This is a genomic window from Streptomyces sp. NBC_00385, assembly GCF_035917155.1.
In the GTDB taxonomy this organism is placed as follows: Bacteria; Actinomycetota; Actinomycetes; order Streptomycetales; family Streptomycetaceae; genus Streptomyces; species Streptomyces poriferorum.
Genome location: NZ_CP107951.1, coordinates 4,133,784 through 4,158,886, shown reverse-complemented (window position 1 = coordinate 4,158,886; position 25,103 = coordinate 4,133,784). Strand labels below are relative to the sequence as shown.

Sequence of the window (25,103 nt, the reverse complement as noted above, 5' to 3'; positions counted from 1 at the left end):
GCGGTACGGGAGTGATCCCGTACCGCCCTCGTCCGTGGGTGCCGACGACCGCGCGCGGTCAGTTCGTGCCGATCTTCGCGAGCAGGTCGACGATGCGGGACTGCACCTCGTCGCTCGTCGAGCGCTCGGCCAGGAAGAGGACCGTCTCGCCCGAGCTCAGCCTCGGCAGCTCCGACCGGTTCATGTCGGCCGAGGTGTAGACGACCAGCGGGGTGCGGTTCAGCTGGCCGTTAGCGCGCAGCCAGTCGACGATCCCGGCGCGGCGGCGGCGTACCTGCATCAGGTCCATCACGACCAGGTTCGGCCGCATCCGGGTCGCGAGCGAGACCGCCTCGCTGTCCGTCGCGGCGCAGGCGACCTGCATGCCGCGCCGCTCCAGGGTCTGCGTCAGCGCGAGCGAGATCTCCTCGCTCTCCTCGATCAGCAGGACGCGCGGCGGATGCTGTTCGCTGTCGCGCGGGGCGAGTGCCTTCAGGAGTACGGCGGGGTCGGCACCGTACGCCGCCTCCCGTGAGGCCTGTCCCAGACCGGCGGTCACCAGTACCGGCACCTCGGCCGCCACCGCCGCCTGACGCAGCGACTGCAGGGCCTTGCGGGTGATGGGCCCGGTCAGCGGGTCCACGAAGAGCGCGGCGGGGAACGCCGCGATCTGCGCGTCGACCTCCTCGCGCGAGTGCACGATCACCGGCCGGTAGCCGCGGTCGCTCAGCGCCTGCTGGGTGGAGACATCGGGGGCCGGCCAGACGAGGAGCCGGCGCGGGTTGTCCAGCGGCTCCGGGGGAAGTTCGTCGTCGACGGGCTGCGGGGACGGGCGGTTGGCGACCTCGACGGCGCCGCCGGGCCCGTCCAGCGGCTCCGGTCCCTCGACGGCACCCTCGTCGGGCGCCCCTATCGCGTACGCACGTCCTTCGGCCGCCGGAGCGGCGAGCAACTGCCCCGAACCCTGGCCCTGCACGGTGCCGGCACCGCCGACGGGGCCCGCGGTGCCACCGGGTCCGGTCTGCGCGGCGGGCGGCTGCGGTGCGGGGGCGTGGGCGTGGGGCGCGCTGGTGGCCGCGGGCGGCAGGGCGGCGCGTTCGCTGCGGTCGCCCTCGGGCGGTGCGGCGAGCTTGCGGCGCCGGCCGGCCCCGCCCGCGCCGCCGAGGGTCTGGTTCTGCTGGTGGGCGATGTGCTGGGCGAACGGCACGCCCTGTCCCAGCGTCCGCACGCTGAACGCACGCCCCTGCGTCGAGTCCGGCGACCCGGGTGGCATGGGCGCCTCGGCGGGCAGCGGCTGTCGCCGCGCGTCCGGACCGGGCGAGAGTGTCCGCGGCCGGCTTCCGTCGTGGGCGGCGGACAGGCCTGCCGGGCCGACCGGTTCCGCAGGGCCGTCAGCGCCCTCGGGAGCGGCGCCGCGGGCGTTGCCGGCGGTGGTCGTCCCGGTGGTGTGCGTGGTCCGCCCGGAGGCGGGCAGACCCGAGTCGGCCTCGGGCCCGTCCTGGGCGGCCGGGCCCTGACCCGACGCGTCGTCCATGCCCCAGCCGCCGGGCTGCGCGGGCGACGACGGCTGGTCGGAGGGGCCGGGGCCGGTCGCCTGCCCGCCCTGCTCCTCCTGCGGCGCCTGGGGCGCGTCGGAGTGCCTGGCTCGGCGACGCCCGGTCGGGAGCGGGTGCGCCTGCGGCGGGGTGTGGTCGTGCTCCGGCGCACCGGTCACCGCGTCATGGCGCCCCGGCAGTGCGTCATCCCGCCCGGGCAGTGAAGCGTCCGCCTCACCTGCGGTGGGCGGGATCCGGTCGGCATCCGCCGGCGGGAGCGCGAAGGGGACGCGCGGGCCCGCCTCGGCCTGGGCGGCCCGGTCCTGGGCGGCCGACAGAGCGCGACGGGCGCGCCGCCCGGTCGGCTGCTGCGCCGGAGCACCGGCCTGCGCCTGTCCGGCCTGCGCCTGTCCGTACGCCGGCTGCCCACCCTGAGCCTGCTCGGCAACCACCTGACCGTGCGACGCCTGCCCCTGAGCTCCCTGCCCGTGCGACGCCTGTCCGTGCGACCGGGCGGAGTCGTCGTGTCCGGGGTAGGCCGTGGTCCCCCCGGCCTCCACGGTGGCGCCGGCGGCCGGAAGCGCCAGTTGGTCGCCGCCGCCCCGGTGCGCCCGGTGTCCACCCGCCGGCACCGGCATCGGCGCCTCGGCGGGAACACCCTGCGGCGGGACGGTCTGACCGCGCTGCGGACGGCCACCGGCACCCTGGGCACCCTCGGCCGCCGTCACCACGGACCCCTCCGAAGGCGCGGACGCCGCGGCCGCGGGGAGGGCGAGTGCCTGCCCCGGGCCCTGCTGTACGGCGTCGGCCGGGGCGCCGGTCTCCGCCGGGCTGGGCCGGCCGCGCCTGCGGCCGGAGCCGCTTGCCTGCGGGGCCGGAACGAGTTCGTGCGGGCCCGCCGCATCGGGTGCGGGCGCGTTCGCGGATGCTTCGACGGACTCCGGGGCGGGGTTCGCGCCCGCCTCCCGGCGCGCACGCCGGCGCCCGGTGGGCTCGGCCGCCCCCGTGTCAGAGGCGCCGATCTCGCCGGTGCCGTCGGGGCCGCCCACAGGGCTCTCCAGGAACGCGTCCGTGGAGCTCCGGCGCGCCCGGCGGCCACGCCTGCCGCCCTCGGCGACCGCTACCTCGCCCGACGCCCCGGAGTCGCCCACGGCCTCGGGCACCGGCGGAACGACGGCGGTCTCGGGGGCCATCGGCGGAGCCACGGCCGGGTCGGGCACCATCGGCTGAGCCACGACGGTCTCGGGGGCCATCGGCGGCATCACGGTTCCGGAACCCGCGCCGAGCGGGACTTCGAGCACGTACGCGCTGCCGCTCATCCCCGGCATCTCATGGGTCTGGAGCACACCGCCGTGCGCCCTCACGATCCCGCGCACGATCGGCTCGTGCACCGGGTCTCCCCCGGCGAACGGCCCGCGCACCTCGATCCGTACGACGTCACCGCGCTGTGCCGCTGCCACGACGACCGTCGAGTCGACGTACCCGCCGCCCGGCGTCAGCCGGGCCTTGCCGGTGGAGTCGACCCCGGCGACGTCCGCGACCAGATGCGCGAGAGCGGTCACGAGCCGTCCCGCGTCGACCTCGGCCTCGATCGGCGGCGCGTGCACGGCGAACTGGGCACGGCCGGGGCCGATCAGCTCGACCGCTGCGTCGATCCCCGCCGTCACCACGCCGTCGAGCAGCACGTTCGTCTTGACGAGCGCCTCGGAGCCGCCGTCCAGACGCTGATAGCTCAGCACGTTGTCGACGAGCGTCGTCATCCGCGCGTAGCCCGCGGCCAGGTGGTGCAGGATCTGGTTGGCCTCGGGCCACAGCTGGCCCGCGGGGTCGGCGGCGAGCGTGGACAGCTCGCCCCGCAGCTCCAGAAGCGGCCCGCGCAGCGACTCGCCGAGCACGGCGGTCAGCTGGGTGTGCCGGGCGGACAGGTCCGCCAGCCGTTCGGCCTGCTCCTCCAGCTCGGAGGCGTAGCGCTCGGTGCGGTCCGCGAGTTCGGCCGCGTGCTGTTCCGTCAGTCCGGTGACCTCGGCGGTGTGCCGCTCGGTGAGTTCCTTGACCTCCGCGGTGTGGCTCGCGGTCAGCTCGGCGACCTCGGTCCTGCGCTTCGCGTCGAGCTCTTCGTACGGCCGGCGGTCGGTGAACGTCATGACGGCGCCGACGAGCTGGTCGCCGTCGCGCACGGGCGCGGTGGTCAGGTCGACGGGCACCTGCGCGCCGCTCTTGGACCACAGGACCTGTCCGCGCACCCGGTGCTTGCGCCCCGACTTGAGGGTGTCGGCCAGCGGCGACTCCTCGTACGGGAACGGCTCGCCCTCGGCCCGCGAGTGGAGGATCAGCGGATGCAGCTCCTGGCCGCCCAGGTCGGTGGCGCGGAAGCCGAGGATCTGTGCGGCGGCGGGATTGACCAGCACGACACGGCCGTCCGTGTCCGTGCCGACGACACCCTCGGACGCGGCCCGGAGGATCATCTCGGTCTGCCGCTGGGACCGCGCCAGCTCGGCCTCGGTGTCGACGGTGCCCGACAGGTCGCGCACGACGAGCATCAGCAGCTCGTCACCCGTATAGCTGCCGCTGTACGTGTTCTGGACGTCCCGGTACGCCGCCTGCCCGTCCTCCAGGCTGGCGCTCGTCACCTCGACGGGGTACTCGTTGCCGTCGGTACGCCGCGCGGTCATCCGCGTGGGCTTGGTCCGGCCCCGCTCGTCCGCAGCCTCCGGCCTCCGCATCGACCCCGGGATCAGCTTGGAGTCGAACTCCGGCAGCAGATCGAGCAGTCCGCGACCGACGAGCGCGGTGCCCGGCGTCTCGAACATTTCGAGGGCGATGGTGTTGGCGTTGACGACCGTACCGTTGCAGTTGACGAGCAGAAGCCCGTCCGGAAGGGCGTCGAGTATGGCTGCGAGGCGAGCAGCGCCTCGGGATGGCCTGCTGCTCACGACGACGCTTCCTCCCTGATTACTGCACCTTGCCGACAGCGGGCCCCATCTTGCCCCTCGGGCCTCAGGCTGTCACTGGAGGAGTCTAAAGGCAGGGGAGGGGCAAGAGGCGGCGGATGAGGGGGAGCTCTCACCAAGGTTCTGTGCATACGGTGTACGACTCTGGCCCATTACGTGCCCCGCAAGCTGCCCCGAACCCGGCACAGCCGCAGCTCACCGGACGTTGGGGAGCACCGGCCGCAGGCTGTTCCAGCGCCCGATCTCGCACCCGTTGGTCCGCTCGAACGCGGAGTCGATGCTTCGCCCTTCCCACGTGCCGGTGATCCGCGCGGTGGCCCCTCCGCCGAACTGCTGCGTGCACATCGCGTTCCGGGACACCGGTGCGAACGGGTCCGCGCTCTCGGCCGGCAGCTGCGCCAGCCGGTCGCAGGCCTGCTGCGCCACGGGGTGGCTGCCACCGGCCGGGTCGCAGTCCAGCTCGTACGTCCCGTCGGCCTCCGGGTTCCCCGACCCGGAGACGACCACGGTGAGGTGCGTGCCGGCGTCGTCGTTCTGCAGCACGGGCAGCGGAAGCGGCAACGGCAGGGGACCGGCCACGGCCGTCGCCGCAGGGGCGGCGGCGGACAGCGCGGCCAGCGACACGACGGCAGTGAGGGCGAGACGACGCATCATTGCGGACTCCTGTGGTCGTACGTGTCGCCGGCACCGGCCGGCGACGAAGAAGAACGAAGGGCGGACGCCCCGCCCTGACTAACGCTCCGCACGCCACGGCGTTGCGCAACCGGAGGCGCTTTGCCCTCGCGGCCGACTGCCTAGTACCGTAGGCAGCGATTGGTGACGCAACACTCAGCTGTGTCATCATCTGCACGCACCACTCGCGCTCGCGCGGGGTGTGCTGGAGGCGTCGCCTAGTCCGGTCTATGGCGCCGCACTGCTAATGCGGTTTGGGTCTTAAAGCCCATCGAGGGTTCAAATCCCTCCGCCTCCGCTTGATCACCGAAGCCCCGTGCCACTGGCCGGGGCTTCGGTCGTTCCCGGGGCGGGCGGGGCCTGGGAGGGGTGCGGCGGGGGCCGATCGAGGGGCGTCCCGAACCGGTGATCTCGCAGCTCAGCAGCGGTGCGGCTAATGGATTTCGCGTCACGGCGCAGGTCATGTAATGTTGTTCTCGCAACGCCGACGGGGCAGAAAAAAGCCCGGAACGCACAAGCACTCGTAGCTTAACGGATAGAGCATCTGACTACGGATCAGAAGGTTGCAGGTTCGAATCCTGCCGAGTGCACACAACTCAGAGGCCCCCTGGACATCGTCCAGGGGGCCTCTGGCGTCAGCGGGTGACGGGGTGGGCGGCGGTCTCTTCGTGTCGGAAGAGTGGTCAGGCTCTGGCAGCGGCACCGGCGTCCGCCCTGGGGGGCCTGCCGGCCAGTCCGGGGATCAGCACCGCGGCCACCGCCAGGTGCATGAGGGCGAGGGATGTCCGGGTGCCGCCGTCCATGGTGTCGCCGGTGAACGGTACGAAGGAGACGGCCAGTACGGCACCGGCCGCCCACATCCAGATGGTGCGGGCGCGCCCTGCCGTGAAGTGTTCCAGGGCGGCCAGCAGTCCCCAGCCGGCGAGCGACGCGAGCAGCGCGACGACCGCCACGGGCGCGGCGCCGATGTCGAGCGTCCGGTCGCCGTCGACCATCCGCAGCCGGTGTCCCAGCAGCGGTTCCGTGACCAGCCACACCAGGACGGGGGCCAGGACGGTCAGGGCCGCCGCACCCAGGCGCCTTCGCCGCGGGCTCACTTGGTGGCCCCCGAAAGGGCTCCGTGCAGAAAGAAGTCCACCAGTTCCTGCGGGGTCAGGTCGGGTTCGTCGTCCGTGCGCGGCTGGACGAAGAGCAGTCCGAAGAAGAGGGCCGCGATCTGGTCCGGCGGTCGGCGCAGGGCGGCCCTTTCGGGCTCCAGCAGATCTGCGAGAGCCGCACGGATGCGGGTCGTCGACTCGTCGCGGCCCGCGCCGCGGACCGTGCCGGGGTGCTTGCCGCCGCGATGACCCAGCGAGCCGACGATCGCGCCCATCCTGGCCATGTGCGCCTGCAGCGCCTCGGCCGCCTCCGCGAGCCGGTCGGGCAGCGGTTGGGACACGTCGATCGCGTCGAGCTCGCGGACCGCGTGATCGGGGGAGAGCGCCTCGGCCACGCAGGCCTGCAGCAGTTCGTCCTTGTCGGCGAAGACCCGGAAGATCGTGCCCTCGCCGATGCCCGCGGCGCGGGCGATCTTCGCGGTCGTCACCGCGGCGCCGTACTCGGCGATCAGCGGGATCGCCGTCCGGATGATCATTTCGCGGCGCTGATCCGGCGACATGGCGGGGGCTCGGCGGCGGGTGGTCCGGTTTTCCTTGGGTTCTGTCATGACTCCAAGATACGGAGTGAGTCCTCACTCCGTCAATGAGTGAGGACTCACTCCGCTTGCCGCGTCCACTTCACCTCAACTTCCCGGTCGCCGCCTCCCGCCCGGCAGCCGTGGTGGCGCGGGGATCGTTCCAAGCGCGTCCGTGGGATGTCATGACTCCGTCACTGCCATGGCCCGGGCGCCATCCAGACACCACCATGTGCCTACGTGCATCACGCCAGGGGGGACCATGCGCATCCGTACCACCACCGCGGCCATTGCCGCCGTACTCGCTTTCGCCGTCGTCGGTTGCAGCAGCGGCAACGACAGCGACAGCAAGGCCGACACCGCCCCGAGCAGTGCGGCCGAGGCTTCGAGCGGGGCGGACGACCGTGTCACCACAGCGGACGACAGCGGCGCCGGCAAGGAGACGGTCCTTCCGCCCGAGCCCACGGGAGCCGAGCGGGACGCCGTCCTTGCGGCGGTCAGGGATGTCAACGGCAACCTCACCCATGACGAGGACAAGGCCATCGACGCCGCTCGCAACCAGTGCGCGGCCCTCGACGGCGGAGCCGCGAACGCGGACCACACCGCCGCGCAGCGGTTCTCGTACGACGGCATCACGCTGACCGACGACGACGGCAGCCACATCAACATCGGGCTGCGCAAGACGCTCTGTCCGGCGTCCTGACGTCGGTGGGCGGTCCGGGAGAGCCGGTCCGGGAGGGGCAGACAGGCAAGGGCCCTCAGGAGAAGTCCTGAGGGTCTTGCGCGTTGCCCGTGCAGCGGCGAAGCGCCTCTTCTCAGCCCAGTTGCTCGGCCAGCCCGACGATGATGCCCTCCGGCCCACGGACGTAGCAGAGCAGATAGCTGTCCTCGAACCGGGCGATCTCGCCGAGGAGTTCGGCGCCGTGAGGGCGCAGGCGGGCAACGGTGTCTTCCATGTCGTCGACGGCGAACATGACCCTGTGCGTGCCGAGGATGTTGTGGGGCCGGTTACGCGGCCCGTCGCTGGTCGCCTTGGGGCTCCGGTACTTCGCCAGTTCGAGCCGGCTGTGACCGTCCGGGGTCCGGACCATCGCGATGTCGCAGCGGACGCCGTCGAGTCCGGTGCACTGGTCGGCGACGAGGCCCTCGACCGTCGCCCTGCCCTCCAGCTCCATCCCGAGCTCCACGAAGAACGCGATGGCGGCGTCCAAGTCCTCGACCACGATGCCGACGTTGTCCATCCGCTGAATCGCCATGCTGGCTTCTCCTTCTTCCCTGTACGGCCGGTGGCGGCCCCTGATGCTCCTGGGACGGAGCCGGTGGCACGTTCTCGACATCCCCGGATCGCCGGACTCCGAAGAATCTTGGCCGCTCCGCTGGCGAGATTCGTCCGGATGGACGTACACGCCTGTTCCTTCGGGCAGGAGCGGCGCCCTCGTAGGGCCACTGATCAGGCGTAGCCGTCTCGGGGAGGTGTTGTCAGTCCTCGTCCCTAGGATCACGGCATGCCTGACGCCTTCACCGTCCTGTGGACCCATGACACGTGCCGTGCGCTGCGCAAGGCTGGGCGCGTCGGGGAGCGGCCGCCGGTCGCCTTCAGTGGCGTTCACTCGTCCTTGCCCGCGTGGTCGGGTGCCCGTGCCGGTGACGAGGTGTACGCGCTGCACGTCAACCGGCGCGAGGTCTTCGTGGTGAGCCGGATGCGAGTGATCGACGTGGAACGAGGCGACTGCTGCGGTACGGCTCCCGCGGCCTGGGAGGACCCCGCGTATCCCGGGCACGGTGACTGGTCGATGCTCGGTGCCGAGGGCTGCGGGGCCGAGGCGGTGCATGTGGACGCGTCGCCCGTGCGCTTCGACGTGGCCATCCCGGGCGAGCTGCTTGCGCGCCTGACCTGGCGCAACCGCCGAGGTCGGACCCGTGCGCTGAAGTACGTGGTGGACGGCCGTCTCGAGAACTCGGTCAGTCTTCATGGGTTCTACCGGCTGACCCCCGAGGGCGCCGACGAGTTGGCGGCCCTGCCGGCTGGTTCAGGGACCTGAGCGGACTGCTTCCGGTCAGGTGGAAGAGGGGAGCTGTTCGCGCACCCACGAAGGTTCGGGGTTGGTGTGTGACCGGCCGGCCACGACGACGGTCGGCACCGTCTCGTTGCCCTCGTTGACTGCCCTCACCGCTGCCGCTCCATCCGGGTCCTGCCAGATGTTGACCCAATGCAGCTCGCGGGCACGACGGCCCAACCGGAAGCGCAGGCGAAGGCAGTACTTACACCCCGGACGCCAGTAGACGATCGGCCGGCCGTCGACCGCGCTGCGGCGTTGTGCCTCCGGCGCGCTCATGGAACGCGGGAAGACCAGGGACGAGTGCATGCCTGCGAGCAGCACGAACATCAGCAGGAGCGCTGCGGCTTCGCCGGGGCTCCCACTGAGGACCAATCCGGTCGCAACGAACAAGCCGCAGAGGGCGAACAGTGCCGGCAGGATCCAGGTGCGCATCATGATGGCGCAGGCTATCGGCGAGCCGAGCTGCTTCTCGAACCAGCCCGTTCACGTGGGAGCTCGACGGTTACGAGGCGTCGCGGGAGACGGCGGCCGAGACCGTGGCGGAGGGCAGTACGCCGCGTGCACGGTGAGCGTGCCGCCCGCCCCCGACGCTCCGTGGATCGTCACGCGTTCCTCGGCGCCGGCGGCGACCGGCTCGCCGCAGCGGTCGCATGTCATCGGCACGCCTCTTCCGCCGGGCAGGACGGGCAGCTGCGCGGAAACCACTGGACCACCGATCCGTGCGCCTCGGTCAGCTGCGGGCCGAGGTCGCGGACCGCCCCGGTGTGCAGGGCCGTGCCGCAGAAGACGCAGTGCACGCCGCGCTGCTGCTGGGCGGACAGTGTGACGACCGGAGGCAGCGTGACGAGCCGCCTGTCAGGTGGGGGGTCCGGGGTGGAAGGATGGCGCATGGTCGGTCTCCTGGTGATCTCAGGGTTCTGACTGGCCCCGGCCATATGGAGGTACGAACTCCGGTCCGGGGCCTTTCTGTTGCTGGTGGCGTCGCCACTTGACGGCAAATTTATGGGAGTCCCATAATGCAAGTCAAGCGGCACGCCCGATTCGAAGGAACGGGATGGCCGAGACAGAGAGTGAAGGGCCGGTCGAGAGGGAGGAGGTGCAACGTGTCTTCGATGGCCTGGACGCCGTCGAGTCGATGGAGGACTCGCTAGAGAAGGCGCAGATCATCAGCCGCCTGCTCAGAGATCAGACCGAGCGCACCAAAAGGCTGAAGGAGCACCGTCGGAGGATCGTGCTGCGCCTGCGGTCGCAGAAGGTGACGTACCGGGAGATCGCCGAAAACCTGGGGGTCTCGATCGGAACCGTGCAGGACATCGAGCGCGGCTATTCCGGTTCGGGGAAGAACCGTCCCAAGAAGAGCACCGAGACCTCGGCCGGGTAGCAGAACGGCCGAGCGGTGTAGAGACCGCCCGGCCGTAGTGACCAGCGGGTGATCACCCCGCCGATCCGAAATCCACCCTGAAGAGAAGGATTCGTCCTCGATCGTAGGTCCGGTACCCGCGTGGTGACCATTCCCATGCCCTGAGTCGCCCGGAAAAAGATCTCTTCTGCGGCCCGACGGGCCGCCCCTCACCCACGGACTGTGATGCGCCATCCCACCGGCGCGGCTTCGTGCTGCGCTTCTCCGTCATGCCCGGATCCGGCATGGATTCCCGTTCCCCGCGTCCATCAGGAGCTGGAGGCGACGGCCTCCCGGCAGGCCCGGCCGCGTGCGTGGCTGCGGGCCGTCGTGTGGCTCGTCGAGGCGGGGCTGCACCGCCGGGCAGGGGCGACGACGCTGGCCGTCGCGCGGGACCTGGCCGGGCGGATGGACTACCGGCTCGGCTTCGTGCTGTACGACCTGGAGGGCACCGCTGCCCGGTGCGGGGTCTCGGCGGCGACCGTGAAGCGGCACGTCCGGGTGTTACGGGAACTGGGTGCGCTGGCGTGGCAGCGGCACGGGACGAAGCGGAACCTGCACCTTCCCGGCCGCCGGTACGCGGGTACGGCGACGGTCTACGCGGCGACGATTCCGGCCGTGTACGACGCGGCGATGGGCCACCGGCTGGAGGGCGCGGGGTACAGCGCGCGGGTGTGCGGGGTGACGGACGCGGGCCGGGAGCGTGCGGTCGGGGCCGCGCAGGCGAGGTCCCGTCCTGTGGATAACCCGCCTGCGGGAAACCGCAGTTCAGGCAGCCGTGCGCCCCATTCTTCCGGGCGCCACCACCACGTACCCGAAGCTGATGTGGAGGAGAAGGGGAACTACACGAACGACACCTCGCGCAGGTCCCCGCTTCAGGTCGCCCGGGACATCGCCGTCGCCCGGCAGGTGCGGCCGCTCGTCGCCTGGACCCAGCACGAAGGGCTGCGCCGTCTCGCGTACGCGCTGCGCCCGCTCATCGACCGGGGCCTCGGCGCCCGCGCCATCGCCGCCGAGCTCCACGGCCTGGCTGCCGGATGGCGACCGGTCCGGCCGGCGGCCTGGATCACCGCCGCTCTGGGGCGGGATCGGGAGGAGCCGGTGGCTCATGGGCGTACGGATCCGCCCGAGGCGTTCCAGCGCGCCGTTATCGGTACGCGGGAGCCGGAGTCCGTGGTGGGTGCCGATAGTCCGTCGTACGGTATCGAAGGGCTGACCCGTGGGGAGGTCGTCGATTTACGCTCGGCCGCCGCGTCGGACCCCGGACTGGTGTTGGCTGCCCTGGAGAACCTCGGCGAGCGCGACACCCGTCGGCTGTACACGAACCGGCTCGTGGACGAGGTGCTGCTGTACGAGTTCACCGGGGTGCGCCGTGGGCGCATCGCGGCCGGGCATGACCCCGCCTTCATGTGAGCGGTAGGTGTGGCGAGAGGATCCGCACACCACAACGACGGAGAAGATGAGGAAGAGTTGATGAACAGACAGACCCCGCGCGGCGCTGCGGCTTTGTATGGGTCGGCCGTAACCAGTGCCATCGTCGGAGCCCTGTTGTGGCTGCGCAGCCGGAACAGCCCGGCAGATCATTTGGTCCGGTACGGATCCTCCTCCTGGGAATCCGATGGTCACACTCCGTCGGCCTGGAGGATTTGGTCGCCGGCGATGACCGAGGAACGCCTGGGCATGTATCTCCTTGCGGCAGCACTGGTAATGGCTCTGGCGGCGCGCTTGGTTGCCACCTGGCGCGAAGGACGCGAAGGACGCCAGGTACGCGAGGTACGCGAGGTACGCGAAGGAACCGTGCTGGAGTGATCTTCCTTGCGGCTGTGCCGGCCGGTACGGTGCTGCCGGAGAGCGGGGGCGTGCACGGGGGTGGTGGCGCGGCATGAGCCGACGACGGTACGTGGCCAGAGGGGTGCCCGGGGGGTACCGCATCTGGGACAACAGGGGCGGCCGTTGGTGGGGCGACCACTACGAGCTCTGCCCCGATGATCTCCTCGCGGCGTTGAACAAGGGCGCCGACTACGCGCAGATCACCGCCATGCTCAAGAAGTACCGGGCACAGAAGCGCTGAGCCGCTGCGCCCGGCATGGACTCCGCATGGATTCCGCGCGGACCGGCGCGGACCGGTACACCGCCGTGGGTCAGGCCTCGGCGTTGGCGATCACGGGCGCCTGGGGCTGCTGCTCGGGCCGCACGACCGGGCGGCGGCGGGACGGGACGCCGAGGGTCGGGTGGGCGACGCCCCAGGCTGCGCCCTTGCAGACCAACTCCTTGTAGACCGCGGCGAGACGGCCGGTCAGGGCTGTACTCACGGAGCGGTCGTCGGCGGTGACGTACTGGATGAGGCCTTCCTTGCGGCCCAGCGAGATGCACTGGTTGAAGTAGCGGAGCGGGGTCTTCGGCAGCTTCGTCCCCGTCAGGCGGGCCGCGATGGCGTCGGCGGCCTGCCAGGCGGTGGGGACGCCCGAGGCGCACGACATCCGCAGGGGCTTGTCGCCGGGGCCGGCCACCAGGGCCGCGTCGCCGATGGCGTACACGTCCGGGTGCGAGAGCGAGCGCATGGTGGCGTCGACCACGATCTGGCCGGTGTCGGAGACCTCCAGCGCGGTGGCCTGCGCGATCGGGTGGACCGCGAAACCGGCGGTCCAGACGGTGACGGCGGCGGGGATGGGGGTTCCGTCCGCGGTCGTCACGTGGTCGGGCGTCACCTCGGTGACGGCGGTGTGCTCGTGCACGGTGATGCCGAGCTTGCCGAAGACCTTCCGCAGGTGCCCGCGGCCCTTGGGGGAGAGGGTGTCGCCGAGGCCGCCGCGGACGGCGAGGGCGATGTCCAGGTCCGGGCGGGCCTCGGCGAACTCGGTCGCGGCCTCCAGACCGGTGAGGCCGCCGCCGATGACGAGGACCTGCTGCCCGGCGTCCAGGCCGGCGAGGCGTTCACGCAGCCGGAGCGCGCCTGGGCGGCCGGCGATCTCGTGGGCGTGCTCGGCGGTGCCGGGGACGCCCTGGCTGTTCCAGCCGCTGCCGAGGGCGTACACGAGGGTGTCGTACGGCAGTTCCTCGGCGCCGTCCGCGTCCGCGTCGACGACCGTGACGTGCTTGCGGTCGGGGTCGACGGCGGTCACCTTCGCGTACTTCAGTGCGACGCCGGTGCCCGCGAACATCTCGCCGAACGGCCTGGGTGCCAGCTCCTGGCCGGTCGCCAGCTGGTGCATCCGGACGCGCTCGACGAAGTCGGGTTCGGCGTTGACGAGGGTGATGGCGACGTCTTCGCGGCGCAGCCGCTTGGCGAGGCGGCCGGCGGCGATGGCTCCCGAGTATCCGGCGCCGAGGACGATGATGCGGTGCTGCTGCTGCATTTCCCTGCTCCTGTCTCGCGCGGTTTCGCCCCTTGAACCGGGCAGCCCGCCGTTTCCTGACAGGTGGGGAATGTGAGCCACGTCACATCATGGTCAGAAGGCGCTGAACAGGGGTTCTCCGTGGTCGGATGCCGCCCAGCGCCGGGTGGCGCGTTCGAGTTTGTCGGGGTTGACCTGGCTGCGGAACGCGGCGATGCCCTCCGCGGTGATCTCCGGACAGATGACGCCGATGATGCGGCCGTCGACGACCGCCAGGAGGGCGGAGGTGCCGTTGGCGCTGGTGGCGTAGATGTCGACCGTGCCGCCTGCGAGGGCGCGCTGGGCCTTGCCGGGCTTGAACAGGCCGCGCATGAACTTCGCGACCGCGAGGGCGCCCTCGAACGCCTTGGCGCGGGCCGGGACCTTGCCGCCGCCGTCGCCGACCGCGATGGCGTCCTCGGTCAGCAGCCGTACGAGCGGCTCGGTGCGGCCGCTGGTGGCGGCCGCGAGGAACTCCTCGACGATCCGCCGCGCAGTCGCCTCGTCGATCTCGGTGCGGGCCTTGCCGGCCGTAATGTGCTTCCTGGCCCGGTGGAGGATCTGCTGGGCGGCGGCCTCGGTGATGTCGAGGATCTCGGCGATCTCGCGGTGCGGGTAGCCGAACGCCTCCCGCAGCACGTACACCGCCCGCTCGTTGGGGGACAGCCGCTCCATGAGGGTGAGGACCGCGTACGAGACGGAGTCGCGCTGCTCCACGGTGTCGGCCGGCCCGAGCATCGGGTCTCCGGCGAGCAGCGGTTCGGGGAGCCACTGGCCCACGTACGTCTCGCGCCGGGCGCGGGCCGAGGTGAGCTGGTTGAGGCACAAGTTGGTGAGGACCTTCGTCAGCCAGGCCTCGGGGACCTCGATCCGGTCCACGTCGGTGGCCTGCCAGCGCAGGAACGTGTCCTGCACGGCGTCCTCGGCCTCGCTCGCGGAGCCGAGAAGGCGGTAGGCGATGGCCTCCAGACGCGGCCGGGAGGCCTCGAACCGCTCCACGTCCTGCACGGTCAGTGGCATGGCCCGGATCCTAACGCGCGCGGGGCCCGCCCGGCCGAAGTGGTGTGGTCCGCAGGGTGTTTCACGCTGCCGCGGACGGCGCGATGTTCTGGTTGGCGCGGAAGAAGTTGTCCGGGTCGTACGTGTGCTTGGCGGCGGCCAGGCGGTCGTACGTGCCGCGGTACGTGGACCGGACGCGGTCCGGCTCCTCGGACTCGCCGAGGAAGTTGACGTACGCGCCGCCCATCGAGTGCGGGTGCAGCTCGGTCCAGTAGTCGACGCACCACTGACGGATGAGGCCGGCGTTCGCGGTGTCGGGGTCGATGCCCGCGATGACGCCGGACCACGTGGCGTCCCGGTAGGCCCACGGGGTCGCGTCGGGGGCGACGCGGTGGGCGGCTCCGTCCACCGGGTACAGGTGCATGGTCGACAGGCCGGTGGGCAGGTCGCGGCCGTACTTCGCGTGCACCTCGATCGCCGCGTCGGAGATGGCGTCGAAGAAGTCACCGCGCCAGTACCACTGGAGTCCCTTGGGGAGCAGGCCGTCGAACATGCTCTGGAGGGCTGGGTACGGCATGGGGCTGGTGAAGTGGAAGGCGGGCGCGGCCGGGTCGTTGACCGCGGAGAGGGTCTCCTCCAGGCGGCCGGACGCCGGGTCGCCCGTGTAGCACCAGACGACGCCGCACATCTTCTGTCCGTGGATCGGCTCAGGGAAGGGCGGTGCCGGCGGGACGGTCAGCAGGGCGAAGAAGCCGTACAGGTCGTCCGGTGCGGCGGGAAGGAAGTCGCGGTACCAGCGCAGCACCTCGGCCGTCCGGTCGACCGGCCACACGGTCACCCCGACGCCGACCGTGTTCACCGGGTGCAGCCGGTACGTGAACGAGGTGACCACGCCGAAGTTGCCGCCGCCGCCGCGCAGCGCCCAGAACAGGTCCGGGTGCTCGGTCTCCGAGGCGGTGACGAAGGTCCCGTCGGCCAGGACGACGTCCGCGCCGATCAGGCTGTCGACCGTGAGGCCGTAGGCGCGGGTCAGATACCCGTGCCCGCCGCCCAGCGTGAGGCCGCCGACGCCCGTCGTCGACATGATGCCTGCCGGTACGCCGAGACCGAAGGTGTGTGTGGCGTGGTCCAGATCGCCCAACTGGCTGCCCCCGCCCACCTGCGCCGTTCCGGCCCCGGGATCGACGCGCACCCAGCGCATCGGGGAGAGGTCGAGGGTCAGTCCGTCCTCGACCAGACACAGCCCCGGGCCGCTGTGACCGCCGCCGCGTACGGCCAGGTCGAGGCCCTCGTCCTGGGCGAAGGCCAGGGTGGTCCGCACGTCCGCGACGTCCACGCACCGGGCGAGGGCGGCGGGGCGCCGGTCGATCATGGCGTTGTAGAGGGCGCGGGTCCCGTCGTACTCGGCGTCACCCGGCGCGATGACAGGTCCTCTCAAGGCGGTGCGCAAGCTGTCGAGAGCAGTGCCGTCGATGCTGGTCATGGTCGAACACCTCTGAAGAACCTGGGATCGAATCCACCACCTTCCAGTGTGACGCAGATCACATCAACTGGCCATGTGTGGGAGCATTGCGGGTTCGTCCGTCCGTATCCACGTCCAGGAGTCCGGGAGTTCGCCCATGGGATGGCAGTGCACCGGCCTCCGCTGGCCCGACGCGCAGGGCGCACCCGTCCTCGGGTGGTGCAGGGGCCGGCAGACGCGGGGGAGCGTGCTGGCGTACGGGACGGAGCTCGGGTTCCGGGCGGCGGGGGTGCGGACCTGTATCGGTGCGCGGGGCAACGCCTGCCCGATGGCGGCCCCGGTTCCGGAGCGCAGTACCGGTGCGCGCTGTGCCGAGTGCGGGCGGCTGGACCGGGCGCACTCCGTGGCCGCCGACACGATTCCCGATGATCCGCGGACGTACCGCGTGTACCTGGCCTGGTTCGGGGCCGGGATGGTCAAGGTCGGGATCACCGCCGAGGAGCGGGGCGCGGCCCGGCTGCGGGAGCAGGGGGCGGTGGTCTTCAGCTGGCTGGGTCGGGGGCCGCTGATGGCGGCGCGGCGGGCCGAGGAGGTGCTGCGGGCCGCGCTCGGGGTGCCGGACCGGATTCCGTACGCGCGCAAGCGGGCGGTGCGGGCGGACCTTCCGGACCCTGACGCGCGGGTCGCCGAGGTGGCGGAGCTGTACGGACGTGCGGCGGCGCTCGACGGGCGCGGCTGGCCCGAGGCGCTGGAGCGGCTGCCGTTCGAGGCGGTCGATCACGCGGGGATCTTCGGGATCGGGAGGGCGGACGGGCCGGCCGGACCCGTGCGGGCGGTGACCGGGCTGGTGGACGGGGGTACGGTCGCCGGGCGGCTCGTCGCGGCGGCCGGGCCGGATCTGCAGCTGGACGCGGGCGGGGACGGGGTCGTCGTCGTGGACACCCGGCTGATGACCGGCTGGGCACTGGCGGCGGCCGGTGAAGGGGCCGGGGTCGGTGTGCCGACCGTGGTGGTCGGGGGCGGCGCGTTGCAGACCGGGCTGTTCTGAGACCGTCGGGAGCGATCGAACGAGGGGAGCGCCGTATGAGTGGCGAGTGTGCCGGGCGTGAGGAACGTGTCCCGCGCGATGAACGCGCCGAGCGGGACGACGTGGTGCGGTTCCGGGAGCGGCTCGGGCTGCCCGGGATCATCGATGTCCATACGCACTTCATGCCGGAACAGGTGCTGCGCAAGGTCTGGGCGTACTTCGACGCGGTCGGGCCGCTGACCGGGATGGACTGGCCGATCGCCTACCGCCACGACGAGGACGAGCGGCTGGCGCTGCTGCGTTCGTTCGGCGTGCTCCGGTTCACCTCGATGATCTACCCGCACAAGGCGGGCATGGCGGCCTGGCTGAACGGCTGGGCGGCCGACTTCGCGGCCCGGGTGCCCGACTGTCTGCACACCGCGACCTTCTTCCCCGAGGAGGGCGTCGAGAAGTACGTGGCGGAGGCCGTCGAGGCGGGGGCGCGGGTCTTCAAGTCGCACGTCCAGGTCGGTTCGTACGACCCGAACGATCCACTGCTGGAGCCGGTCTGGGGGCTGCTCGCCGAGGCCGGGGTGCCCGTCGTGATGCACTGCGGGTCCGGGCCGGCGCCCGGCACGCACACCGGGCCGGAACCGATCGGCCGGCTGCTCGCCCGGCACCCCCGGCTGCCGCTCGTCGTGGCGCACATGGGGATGCCGGAGTACACGGAGTTCCTGACGCTCGCGGAGACGTACCCGGAGGTGCGGCTCGACACGACGATGGCGTTCACCGACTTCACCGAGGACTTCCTCCCGTTCCCGGTGGCGGAGCGCGGGCGGCTCGCGGCGCTCGGGGACCGGATCCTACTGGGGACGGACTTCCCGAACATCCCGTATCCGTACGCCCACCAGCTGCACGCCCTGGAGCGGCTGGGGCTCGGGGACGACTGGCTGCGTGCGGTCTGCCACGACAACGCGAAGGCGCTGTTCGACTGCTGAAACCGGGGGCCGGCCACCCCGCACCCTTTCTCAGGTTCTCAGGGAATTCACAGAATCGGGAAAGAACTCTCTCAGGGGCGTCTCACAAGGTTGAGGCATGACGACGACGACCTCGCCCCAGGGGCGTACCGAACTGCTCAGGCCGGACCGGACCCCCGTCCGGGTGCTGGTCGTGGACGACGAGGCCCCGCTGGCCGAGCTGCTCTCCATGGCGCTTCGCTACGAGGGCTGGGAGGTCCGCAGCGCGGGCGACGGCGCCGGCGCGCTGCGTACGGCCCGGGAGTTCCGGCCCGACGCGGTGATCCTCGACGTGATGCTGCCCGACATGGACGGGCTCGCCGTCCTCGGCCGGCTGCGCCGGGAGCTGTCCGAGGTGCCCGTGCTTTTCCTGACCGCGCGGGACTCCGTGGAGGACCGGATCGCCGGGCTCACGGCCGGCGGGGACGACTACGTCACCAAGCCGTTCAGCCTGGAGGAGGTCGTCGCCCGGCTGCGCGGCCTGATCCGGCGGTCCGGCACGGCGGCGGTACGCAGCGAGTCGACGCTCGTCGTCGGCGACCTGATGCTGGACGAGGACAGCCACGAGGTGAGCCGGGGCGGCGCGAACATCCACCTCACCGCGACCGAGTTCGAGCTGCTGCGCTTCCTGATGCGCAATCCGCGCCGGGTGCTGAGCAAGGCGCAGATCCTGGACCGGGTCTGGAACTACGACTTCGGCGGACAGGCCAACGTCGTCGAGCTCTACATCTCGTACCTGCGCAAGAAGATCGACGCCGGCCGGACGCCGATGATCCACACCCGGCGCGGGGCCGGGTATCTCATCAAGCCCGGTGAGTAGCCGCGTGAAACGGCTCGGCAAGGGGCCGTGGACGCTGCGGACCCGGCTCGCCGTGTCCTCGGTGATGCTGATCGCGGTCGTCGCGGCCGTGATCGGGACCGTCACCGCCATCGCGTTCCACACCTACATGTACGGCAAGCTGGACGGCCAGCTGCGGGACATCAGCATCCGGGCCGCCCGCATGCCGGGTACGCCCGAGCCCGGCGGCCCCAAGGACAAGGATCCGCTCGGCTTCATCGGCATGGGCGGCGGCCAGCCCCTCAAGACGTTCGGCGCGCTCACCGCGGACGGCGAGGTCACCGACTCGGCGGTCGCCACGGGCGGCGGCTTCGACGCCTCGGAGAACACCGAACCGCTGACCGGCGCGCAGCAAGGCGCGCTGGAGGCGGCCCATGTCCCCGCGAACGGCAAGGCGCACGACGTCGAGCTGCCCGGACTGGGCGGCTACCGGGTGCAGGCCGCGGCCCCCGCGAGCGACGGCACGACCGTCCTGGTCGGCATCCCGACCTCGGAGGTGAGCGGAGCCCTCAACACGCTGATCCTCGTCGAGGTCTGCGTCACCGGGGCCGGACTGATCGCCGCCGGAATCGCCGGAGCCGCCATGGTCGGGGTCGCCCTGCGGCCGCTGCGCCGGGTGGCCGCCACCGCGACGCGCGTCTCCGAACTCCCTTTGCACAGCGGCGAGGTCACCCTGTTCGAAAGGGTCCCGGACGCCGAGGCCGACCCGCGGACCGAGGTCGGGCAGGTCGGCGCGGCCCTCAACCGGATGCTGGAGCACGTCGGTTCGGCCCTGGACGCGCGGCAGAAGAGCGAGATGCGGGTACGCCAGTTCGTCGCCGACGCCAGCCACGAGCTCCGCACCCCCCTGGCCTCGATCCGCGGGTACGCCGAACTCACGCGGCGCGGACGGGAGAACACCGGCCCCGACACCCGGCACGCGCTCGGGCGGATCGAGTCCGAGGCGCAGCGCATGACGGGCATGGTGGAGGACCTGCTGCTGCTCGCCCGGCTGGACGCGGGGCGCCCGCTCAGCTGTGAGAGCACCGATCTCTCCCCGCTCGTCATAGACGCGGTGAGCGACGCGCGTGTCACCGGCCGGGCCGCATCCGGGGACGGGGCCGGCCCCGCCCATCACTGGCGGCTGGACCTTCCCGAGGCGCCCGCGACCGTATGCGCCGACCCGACCCGGATCCAGCAGGTCCTGGTCAACCTGCTGGCCAACGCCCGTACGCACACCCCGCCCGGGACCACGGTCACGGCCCGGGTGCTCGCGGAGGCCGGGAACCCCTGGGTGACCCTGGAGGTCCGGGACAACGGGCCCGGCGTCCCCCCGGAACTGCTGCCGCACGTCTTCGAGCGGTTCGCGCGCGGGGACGCCTCGCGGTCCCGGCACGCCGGTTCGACGGGGCTCGGGCTCGCCATCGTGCAGGCCGTCGTCGTCGCGCACGGCGGAGTCGTCGAGGTGCGTTCGGTACCGGGGGACACGGTGTTCGCCGTCCATCTGCCGGCGGATCCCGGGCACCCGGAAGACACGTACAAAAGCGGTCCTTCCACCTCACAGCAGGACCACAGGCTCAGCACACGGGTGTGACAGCGGGGTTGGCGAGTGTCGATGTCATGCGAACCGACACTCCTTGGAGCACCTTGCCGGCCCGGGACCACCTCCTGGCCGGCGCGGGCGATGCGGCAGGTGCCCCCGTACTCGATGTGGTGGTACCCGTCTACAACGAGGAGAAGGACCTGGAGCCGTGCGTGCTGCGGCTGCACGACCATCTGGCACGTACCTTCCCCTACGCCTTCCGGATCACCGTCGCGGACAACGCGAGCACCGACCGGACGCCCGAGGTGGCGCAGCGGCTGGCCCGCACGCTGCCGGGGGTGCGTTCGTACCGGCTGGAGGAGAAGGGCCGGGGGAGGGCGCTGCGTACCGTCTGGTCGCACTCGGACGCCCCGGTCCTCGCCTACATGGACGTGGACCTGTCCACCGACCTCAACGCGCTGCTCCCGCTGGTCGCCCCGCTGATCTCCGGTCACTCCGACCTGGCCATCGGCTCGCGGCTCGCCCGCAGTTCGCGGGTGGTGCGGGGGACGAAGCGGGAGTTCATCTCGCGGGCCTACAACATCATCCTGCGGTCCTCGCTGGCCGCCCGGTTCAGCGACGCCCAGTGCGGGTTCAAGGCGATCCGGCGCGAGGTCGCGCAGCGGCTGCTGCCGATGGTCGAGGACACCGGCTGGTTCTTCGACACCGAGATGCTGGTGCTGGCCGAGCGGGCCGGGCTGCGCATCCACGAGGTGCCGGTCGACTGGGTCGACGACCCGGACTCGACGGTCCACATCGTGCGGACCGCCACCGAGGACCTGAAGGGCGTGTGGCGGGTGGGGCGTGCGCTGGCCGTCGGCGCGCTGCCGCTGGACCGGCTGGCGCGGCCCTTCGGCGACGACCCGCGCGACCGCGGGATCGGCGGGGTGCCGCGCGGGCTGGCCCGGCAGCTGGTCGGGTTCTGCGCCGTGGGAGCCCTCTCGACGCTCGTGTACCTGGTCCTGTACTCGCTCTTCCGTCAGGGCGTCGGCCCGCAGATCGCCAACGGCGGCGCGCTGCTCGTGTCCGCCGTCGCCAACACCGCGGCGAACCGGAGGCTCACCTTCGGCGTACGCGGCCGGGGCGGAGCCGTCCGCCACCAGGCGCAGGGCCTGGTGGTCTTCGCCATCGGCCTGGTGCTGACCAGCGGTTCGCTCGCCGCGCTGGGCGCGGCCTCCGGCTCCCCCTCCCACGGCACCGAACTCGCCGTGCTGATCGCGGCCAACCTCGCGGCGACGGTGCTGCGGTTCCTGCTCTTCCGCGCCTGGGTCTTCCCGGACCGCGACCGGAGCGGTGACGCGTCCCGCACGGCCGCGGTACCGGTGGACGCCCCGGCGTCCCGTCCGGCCGCGGTCCCGGCCGACGACACCCACCACGAACTGAGGAACGTCCGATGACCACGCTCGACCATCTCCCGGCGCCGCCCCAGGGCGCGGCGGGCCACGCACTCCCCGGCCCCTCGATGCCGCACCGCGTGTGGCGCGGCCGGCCCGAGGACCCCCGCTGGGCGCGCCCGGCCTTCCTGGCCATGCTGCTGGTCATCACGCTGGCCTACCTGTGGAACCTCAGTTCCTCCGGCTACGCCAACTCCTTCTACTCCGCGGCCGTGCAGGCCGGCAGCCAGAGCTGGAAGGCCTTCTTCTTCGGTTCGCTGGACTCGGCCAACGCCATCACCGTCGACAAGCCCCCGGCCACGCTCTGGCCGATGGCGCTGTCGGTGCGGATCTTCGGCCTGAGCTCCTGGGCGATCCTGGCCCCGCAGGTGCTGATGGCCGCGGCGACGGCCGGGGTGCTCTACGCCTCCGTGCGCCGCAGGTTCAGCGCAGCGGCCGGGCTGATCACCATGGTGGTGTTCGCGCTCACGCCCGTCGCCGCGCTGATGTTCCGGTTCAACAACCCGGACGCGCTCCTCGCGCTGCTGATGACCGTCACCGTCTACTGCGTGCTGCGCGCGATGGAGAACGGCCGCACCAAGTGGCTGGTCTGGGCGGGCGTCGCGGTCGGTCTGGCGTTCCTGTCCAAGACCCTCCAGGCGTTCCTGATCCTGCCGCCGCTGGCCGTGTTGTACGCGGTGTTCGCTCCGGTCTCGGTACGCAGGAGGTTCGGCCAGCTGGGACTCTCGGCGCTGGCGATGGTCGTCGCCGGCGGCTGGTGGGTCGCGATCGTCGAACTGTGGCCCGCCTCCTCACGCCCGTACATCGGCGGCTCGCAGAACAACTCGTTCCTGGAGCTGACCTTCGGCTACAACGGGCTCGGCCGGATCAACGGCGAGGAGACCGGCAGTGTCGGCGGTGGCGGGGGCGGCGCCGGTGGCGGCGGTCAGTGGGGCGAGACCGGCATCGGCCGGATGTTCAACTCCGAGATCGGCAGCCAGATCTCCTGGCTGCTGCCCGCCGCACTCATCCTCCTGGTCGCCGGTGTCTGGCTGACCTGGCGGGCGAAGAGGACGGACACGGCCCGGGCGGCCTTCCTGGCCTGGGGCAGCTCGCTGCTGATGACCGCGGCCGTGTTCAGCTTCATGGCCGGCATCTTCCACCAGTACTACACGGTGGCCCTGGCCCCCTACCTCGCGGCGCTGATCGGCATGGGCGCCACGGTCCTGTGGGAGGAGCGGTCCCGCTGGTGGGCGGGCGCCGCGCTCGCGGTCACCGTGGGCGTGACGGCGTACTGGTCGTACGTGCTGCTGGGGCGTACCCCGGACTACCAGCCGTGGCTGCGGCCGACGGTGCTCGTCGCCGGGATCACCGGCGCGCTGGGGCTCCTGCTCGTGTCCCGGCTGGGGCGTCAACTGGCGCTCGCCGCCGTAGGTCTGGGTTTTGTCGCGTCACTGGCGGGACCGGTCTCGTACACCGTGAGCACGCTGAACACCGGACACCAGGGCTCCATCGTCACGGCGGGCCCGTCCTCCGGCGGGATGGGTGGCGGTCCCGGCGGCGGTGGCGGTGGCCGTGGTCCCGGCGGCGGTGGTGGCGGGATGCAGCCGCCCGGGCAGGGCACCCAGCAGGGCGGCACGCAGGGCAACCGGCAGGGCGGCGGCATGGGCCAGCCCCCGACCGGCACCCCGCCCGGCCAGGGCCAGACACAGGGCCAGACACAGGGCCAGGGGCAGGGGCAGAACCAGGGCGGCCCCGGCGCGGGGCAGAACGGGCAGCAGCCCGGAGCCATGCCCGGCATGGGCGAAGGCACCCGGGGCGGTGGCGGTGGCGGCATGGGCGGTCTGCTCAACGGCGCGACCGTCGACGCCGCGGCGAAGAAGCTCCTGGCGGCGAACGCGGACGACTTCACCTGGGCCGCGGCGGCCATCGGCTCGCAGAACGCCGCCAGTTACCAGCTCGCCACCGGCGACCCGGTGATGGCGATCGGCGGCTTCAACGGAAGCGACCCGTCCCCGACGCTCTCCCAGTTCAAGAAGTACGTCGAGGACGGCCGGATCCACTACTTCATCTCCAGCGGCACGGGCGGCGGTGGCGGCATGGGCGGCAGCAGCGGCACCTCGTCGCAGATCTCCACCTGGGTGGAGAAGAGCTTCAAGAAGGTCACCGCCGGCAGCGCCACCTTCTACGACCTGACCCGGCACACGAGCAGCTGAGGGCTGGTACTCAGGAGGCTCAGCGCCGCAGCAACAGGTCTGCGACAACGGGGCGGTGGTCCGAGGCGAGTGTCTCGGCCACCGCCGCGTCGCGTACCCGCACGGTGTCCTTGGAGACCGCCACGTAGTCGATGCGCTGCACCGGATCCAGCGCCGGGTATGTCGGGCCGCCGGGCTCCGCGTCGGTGAGCGTCTCCCACAGGGGGGCCAGCTCGGGAGCGGCCGGGGCCGCGTTGAAGTCGCCGAGCAGGATCTGGTGCACCGGCCGCCGCTCCGACTCCTGGTCCTCGGCCATGATCCGGCGGGTGTCGGCCACCTGGGCGATCCGGACGGACGGGTCGCCGCGGTAGTCGAGGTGCGTCGCGTACACGTGCACGGGGACGCCCTTCACCCGCACCACGACCTCGCCGAAGCCGGGCGCGAGCGCCGGGACCGGGTTCGGGTCCTGGGTGGAGAGCCGGGTGATGGCGTGGTTCTCGGCGCTCACGATCCGGTACCGGGACAGCACCGCGACGCCGAACTCGCGTCGGGGGGCGCCCGCAGCCTCCGGGTCGAAGCTGTAGATCGGGGCGAACGACACGTGCATGTCCAGCCGTTCGGCCAGTTCGGCCGCCAGGTCCCGCCCCTGACTGCGGTCGCCCCAGTGGACGTCGACCTCCTGGAGCCCGATCACATCCGCGTCCAGCGAGCGGAGCTCGGCCACCTGCCGGTCGACATCGAAGACGTTGTCCATGCCGGACCCCGCATGGATGTTGTACGTGGCCACGCGCAGGGGCACCAGCTGCCCCCGGCCGTGCCCCGCGGCTGCCGCGGGAGGCGCGAGCACCGTCCCCAACAGGCCTGCGGTCAGCAGGACTTCCACCGTGCGACGACGCAGTGACATACCACTCCAGCCCTTGTCGGATCAGCGACCGGAAACGTATCGCGGGAAAGTCGGTTGTATGTGTCCCCTGCACAGCTATACGGTGTACATCTCGTTCCTGTACACCG

The 25,103-nt window shown here is 71.9% G+C and carries 23 protein-coding genes and 2 tRNA genes; 14 read left to right on the top strand and 11 right to left on the bottom strand.

Going from position 1 to position 25,103, the window contains the following annotated elements; translation table 11 throughout:
• Window positions 1–58 precede the first annotated feature (58 nt).
• Window positions 59–4,447 carry a PAS domain-containing protein gene (locus OG959_RS18465; protein WP_326659818.1) on the bottom strand — a complete coding sequence of 1,463 codons (4,389 nt, stop codon included), beginning with the start codon at window positions 4,445–4,447 and terminating at the stop codon, window positions 59–61.
• 213 nt (window positions 4,448–4,660) lie between these two features.
• Window positions 4,661–5,119 (bottom strand): SSI family serine proteinase inhibitor, encoded by a 459-nt coding sequence (locus tag OG959_RS18460; protein WP_326659816.1) that lies wholly within the window; start codon window positions 5,117–5,119, stop codon window positions 4,661–4,663.
• Window positions 5,120–5,344: 225 nt separating this feature from the next.
• On the opposite strand from OG959_RS18460, the gene OG959_RS18455 reads away from it, so the two are divergent.
• A tRNA-Ser gene (locus tag OG959_RS18455) sits at window positions 5,345–5,435 on the top strand.
• A gap of 219 nt (window positions 5,436–5,654) precedes the next feature.
• Window positions 5,655–5,727 (top strand) — tRNA-Arg (locus OG959_RS18450).
• 93 nt (window positions 5,728–5,820) lie between these two features.
• Here the strand turns inward: OG959_RS18450 and OG959_RS18445 are convergent.
• Both OG959_RS18445 and OG959_RS18440 read right to left on the bottom strand, forming a co-directional pair.
• Entirely contained in the window at window positions 5,821–6,234 is a 414-nt protein-coding gene (locus OG959_RS18445) for a DUF6069 family protein (protein WP_326659814.1), read from the bottom strand.
• Window positions 6,231–6,842, bottom strand: a complete 612-nt coding sequence (locus tag OG959_RS18440; protein WP_326659812.1) for a TetR/AcrR family transcriptional regulator — start codon at window positions 6,840–6,842, stop codon at window positions 6,231–6,233. Before OG959_RS18440 ends, OG959_RS18445 begins: the two co-directional genes overlap by 4 nt.
• Before the next feature lie 229 nt (window positions 6,843–7,071).
• On the opposite strand from OG959_RS18440, the gene OG959_RS18435 reads away from it, so the two are divergent.
• Window positions 7,072–7,512 (top strand): hypothetical protein, encoded by a 441-nt coding sequence (locus OG959_RS18435; protein WP_326659810.1) that lies wholly within the window; start codon window positions 7,072–7,074, stop codon window positions 7,510–7,512.
• 112 nt (window positions 7,513–7,624) lie between these two features.
• On the opposite strand, the gene OG959_RS18430 is transcribed toward OG959_RS18435, so the two are convergent.
• Window positions 7,625–8,065, bottom strand: coding sequence for a VOC family protein (locus OG959_RS18430; RefSeq protein WP_326659808.1), 441 nt, complete (start codon window positions 8,063–8,065; stop codon window positions 7,625–7,627).
• A 249-nt stretch (window positions 8,066–8,314) separates the two neighbouring features.
• Between OG959_RS18430 and OG959_RS18425 the strand changes: the two genes are divergently transcribed.
• Window positions 8,315–8,851 carry a hypothetical protein gene (locus OG959_RS18425; RefSeq protein WP_326659806.1) on the top strand — a complete coding sequence of 179 codons (537 nt, stop codon included), beginning with the start codon at window positions 8,315–8,317 and terminating at the stop codon, window positions 8,849–8,851.
• A gap of 15 nt (window positions 8,852–8,866) precedes the next feature.
• On the opposite strand, the gene OG959_RS18420 is transcribed toward OG959_RS18425, so the two are convergent.
• Window positions 8,867–9,304, bottom strand: a complete 438-nt coding sequence (locus OG959_RS18420) for a glutaredoxin domain-containing protein (protein ID WP_326659804.1) — start codon at window positions 9,302–9,304, stop codon at window positions 8,867–8,869.
• 218 nt (window positions 9,305–9,522) lie between these two features.
• Window positions 9,523–9,759 carry a hypothetical protein gene (locus OG959_RS18415; protein ID WP_326659802.1) on the bottom strand — a complete coding sequence of 79 codons (237 nt, stop codon included), beginning with the start codon at window positions 9,757–9,759 and terminating at the stop codon, window positions 9,523–9,525.
• Window positions 9,760–9,923: 164 nt separating this feature from the next.
• On the opposite strand from OG959_RS18415, the gene OG959_RS18410 reads away from it, so the two are divergent.
• The 4 genes from OG959_RS18410 to OG959_RS18395 all read left to right on the top strand — a co-directional run bounded on the left by OG959_RS18410 (window position 9,924) and on the right by OG959_RS18395 (window position 12,339).
• Window positions 9,924–10,250 (top strand): helix-turn-helix domain-containing protein, encoded by a 327-nt coding sequence (locus OG959_RS18410; protein ID WP_219571455.1) that lies wholly within the window; start codon window positions 9,924–9,926, stop codon window positions 10,248–10,250.
• Between the two features lie 204 nt (window positions 10,251–10,454).
• Entirely contained in the window at window positions 10,455–11,681 is a 1,227-nt protein-coding gene (locus OG959_RS18405; RefSeq protein ID WP_326659798.1) for a cell wall protein, read from the top strand.
• Between the two features lie 246 nt (window positions 11,682–11,927).
• A complete protein-coding gene (locus tag OG959_RS18400; RefSeq protein ID WP_326659796.1) occupies window positions 11,928–12,077 on the top strand; it encodes a hypothetical protein in 150 nt (49 codons plus the stop codon).
• 73 nt (window positions 12,078–12,150) lie between these two features.
• Entirely contained in the window at window positions 12,151–12,339 is a 189-nt protein-coding gene (locus tag OG959_RS18395) for a hypothetical protein (protein WP_326659795.1), read from the top strand.
• A 70-nt stretch (window positions 12,340–12,409) separates the two neighbouring features.
• Here the strand turns inward: OG959_RS18395 and OG959_RS18390 are convergent, their stop codons facing one another.
• The 3 genes from OG959_RS18390 to OG959_RS18380 form a co-directional block, all read right to left on the bottom strand.
• Window positions 12,410–13,624 carry an NAD(P)/FAD-dependent oxidoreductase gene (locus tag OG959_RS18390; RefSeq protein ID WP_326659793.1) on the bottom strand — a complete coding sequence of 405 codons (1,215 nt, stop codon included), beginning with the start codon at window positions 13,622–13,624 and terminating at the stop codon, window positions 12,410–12,412.
• A 93-nt stretch (window positions 13,625–13,717) separates the two neighbouring features.
• Window positions 13,718–14,662, bottom strand: a complete 945-nt coding sequence (locus tag OG959_RS18385) for an RNA polymerase sigma-70 factor (protein WP_326659791.1) — start codon at window positions 14,660–14,662, stop codon at window positions 13,718–13,720.
• Between the two features lie 61 nt (window positions 14,663–14,723).
• A complete protein-coding gene (locus OG959_RS18380; protein ID WP_326659789.1) occupies window positions 14,724–16,124 on the bottom strand; it encodes an FAD-binding oxidoreductase in 1,401 nt (466 codons plus the stop codon).
• Window positions 16,125–16,260: 136 nt separating this feature from the next.
• Here OG959_RS18380 and OG959_RS18375 point away from each other — a divergent pair, with 136 nt between their 5' ends.
• The 6 genes from OG959_RS18375 (at window position 16,261) to OG959_RS18350 (ending at window position 24,113) form a co-directional block, all read left to right on the top strand.
• Window positions 16,261–17,151, top strand: coding sequence for a DUF2797 domain-containing protein (locus OG959_RS18375; protein ID WP_326659788.1), 891 nt, complete (start codon window positions 16,261–16,263; stop codon window positions 17,149–17,151).
• 35 nt (window positions 17,152–17,186) lie between these two features.
• Window positions 17,187–18,107 carry an amidohydrolase family protein gene (locus tag OG959_RS18370; protein WP_326659786.1) on the top strand — a complete coding sequence of 307 codons (921 nt, stop codon included), beginning with the start codon at window positions 17,187–17,189 and terminating at the stop codon, window positions 18,105–18,107.
• Between the two features lie 97 nt (window positions 18,108–18,204).
• Entirely contained in the window at window positions 18,205–18,945 is a 741-nt protein-coding gene (locus OG959_RS18365; RefSeq protein WP_306070916.1) for a response regulator transcription factor, read from the top strand.
• 64 nt (window positions 18,946–19,009) lie between these two features.
• On the top strand, window positions 19,010–20,536 hold the full coding sequence (locus OG959_RS18360) for a HAMP domain-containing sensor histidine kinase (protein ID WP_326666465.1): 1,527 nt from the start codon (window positions 19,010–19,012) through the stop codon (window positions 20,534–20,536).
• 26 nt (window positions 20,537–20,562) lie between these two features.
• A complete protein-coding gene (locus OG959_RS18355; protein WP_326659781.1) occupies window positions 20,563–21,921 on the top strand; it encodes a bifunctional glycosyltransferase family 2/GtrA family protein in 1,359 nt (452 codons plus the stop codon).
• Window positions 21,918–24,113 (top strand): glycosyltransferase family 39 protein, encoded by a 2,196-nt coding sequence (locus OG959_RS18350; protein ID WP_326659779.1) that lies wholly within the window; start codon window positions 21,918–21,920, stop codon window positions 24,111–24,113. The genes OG959_RS18355 and OG959_RS18350 overlap by 4 nt, the downstream gene beginning before the upstream one ends.
• A gap of 19 nt (window positions 24,114–24,132) precedes the next feature.
• On the opposite strand, the gene OG959_RS18345 is transcribed toward OG959_RS18350, so the two are convergent.
• Window positions 24,133–24,996 carry an endonuclease/exonuclease/phosphatase family protein gene (locus tag OG959_RS18345; RefSeq protein ID WP_326659777.1) on the bottom strand — a complete coding sequence of 288 codons (864 nt, stop codon included), beginning with the start codon at window positions 24,994–24,996 and terminating at the stop codon, window positions 24,133–24,135.
• Window positions 24,997–25,103: the final 107 nt, after the last annotated feature.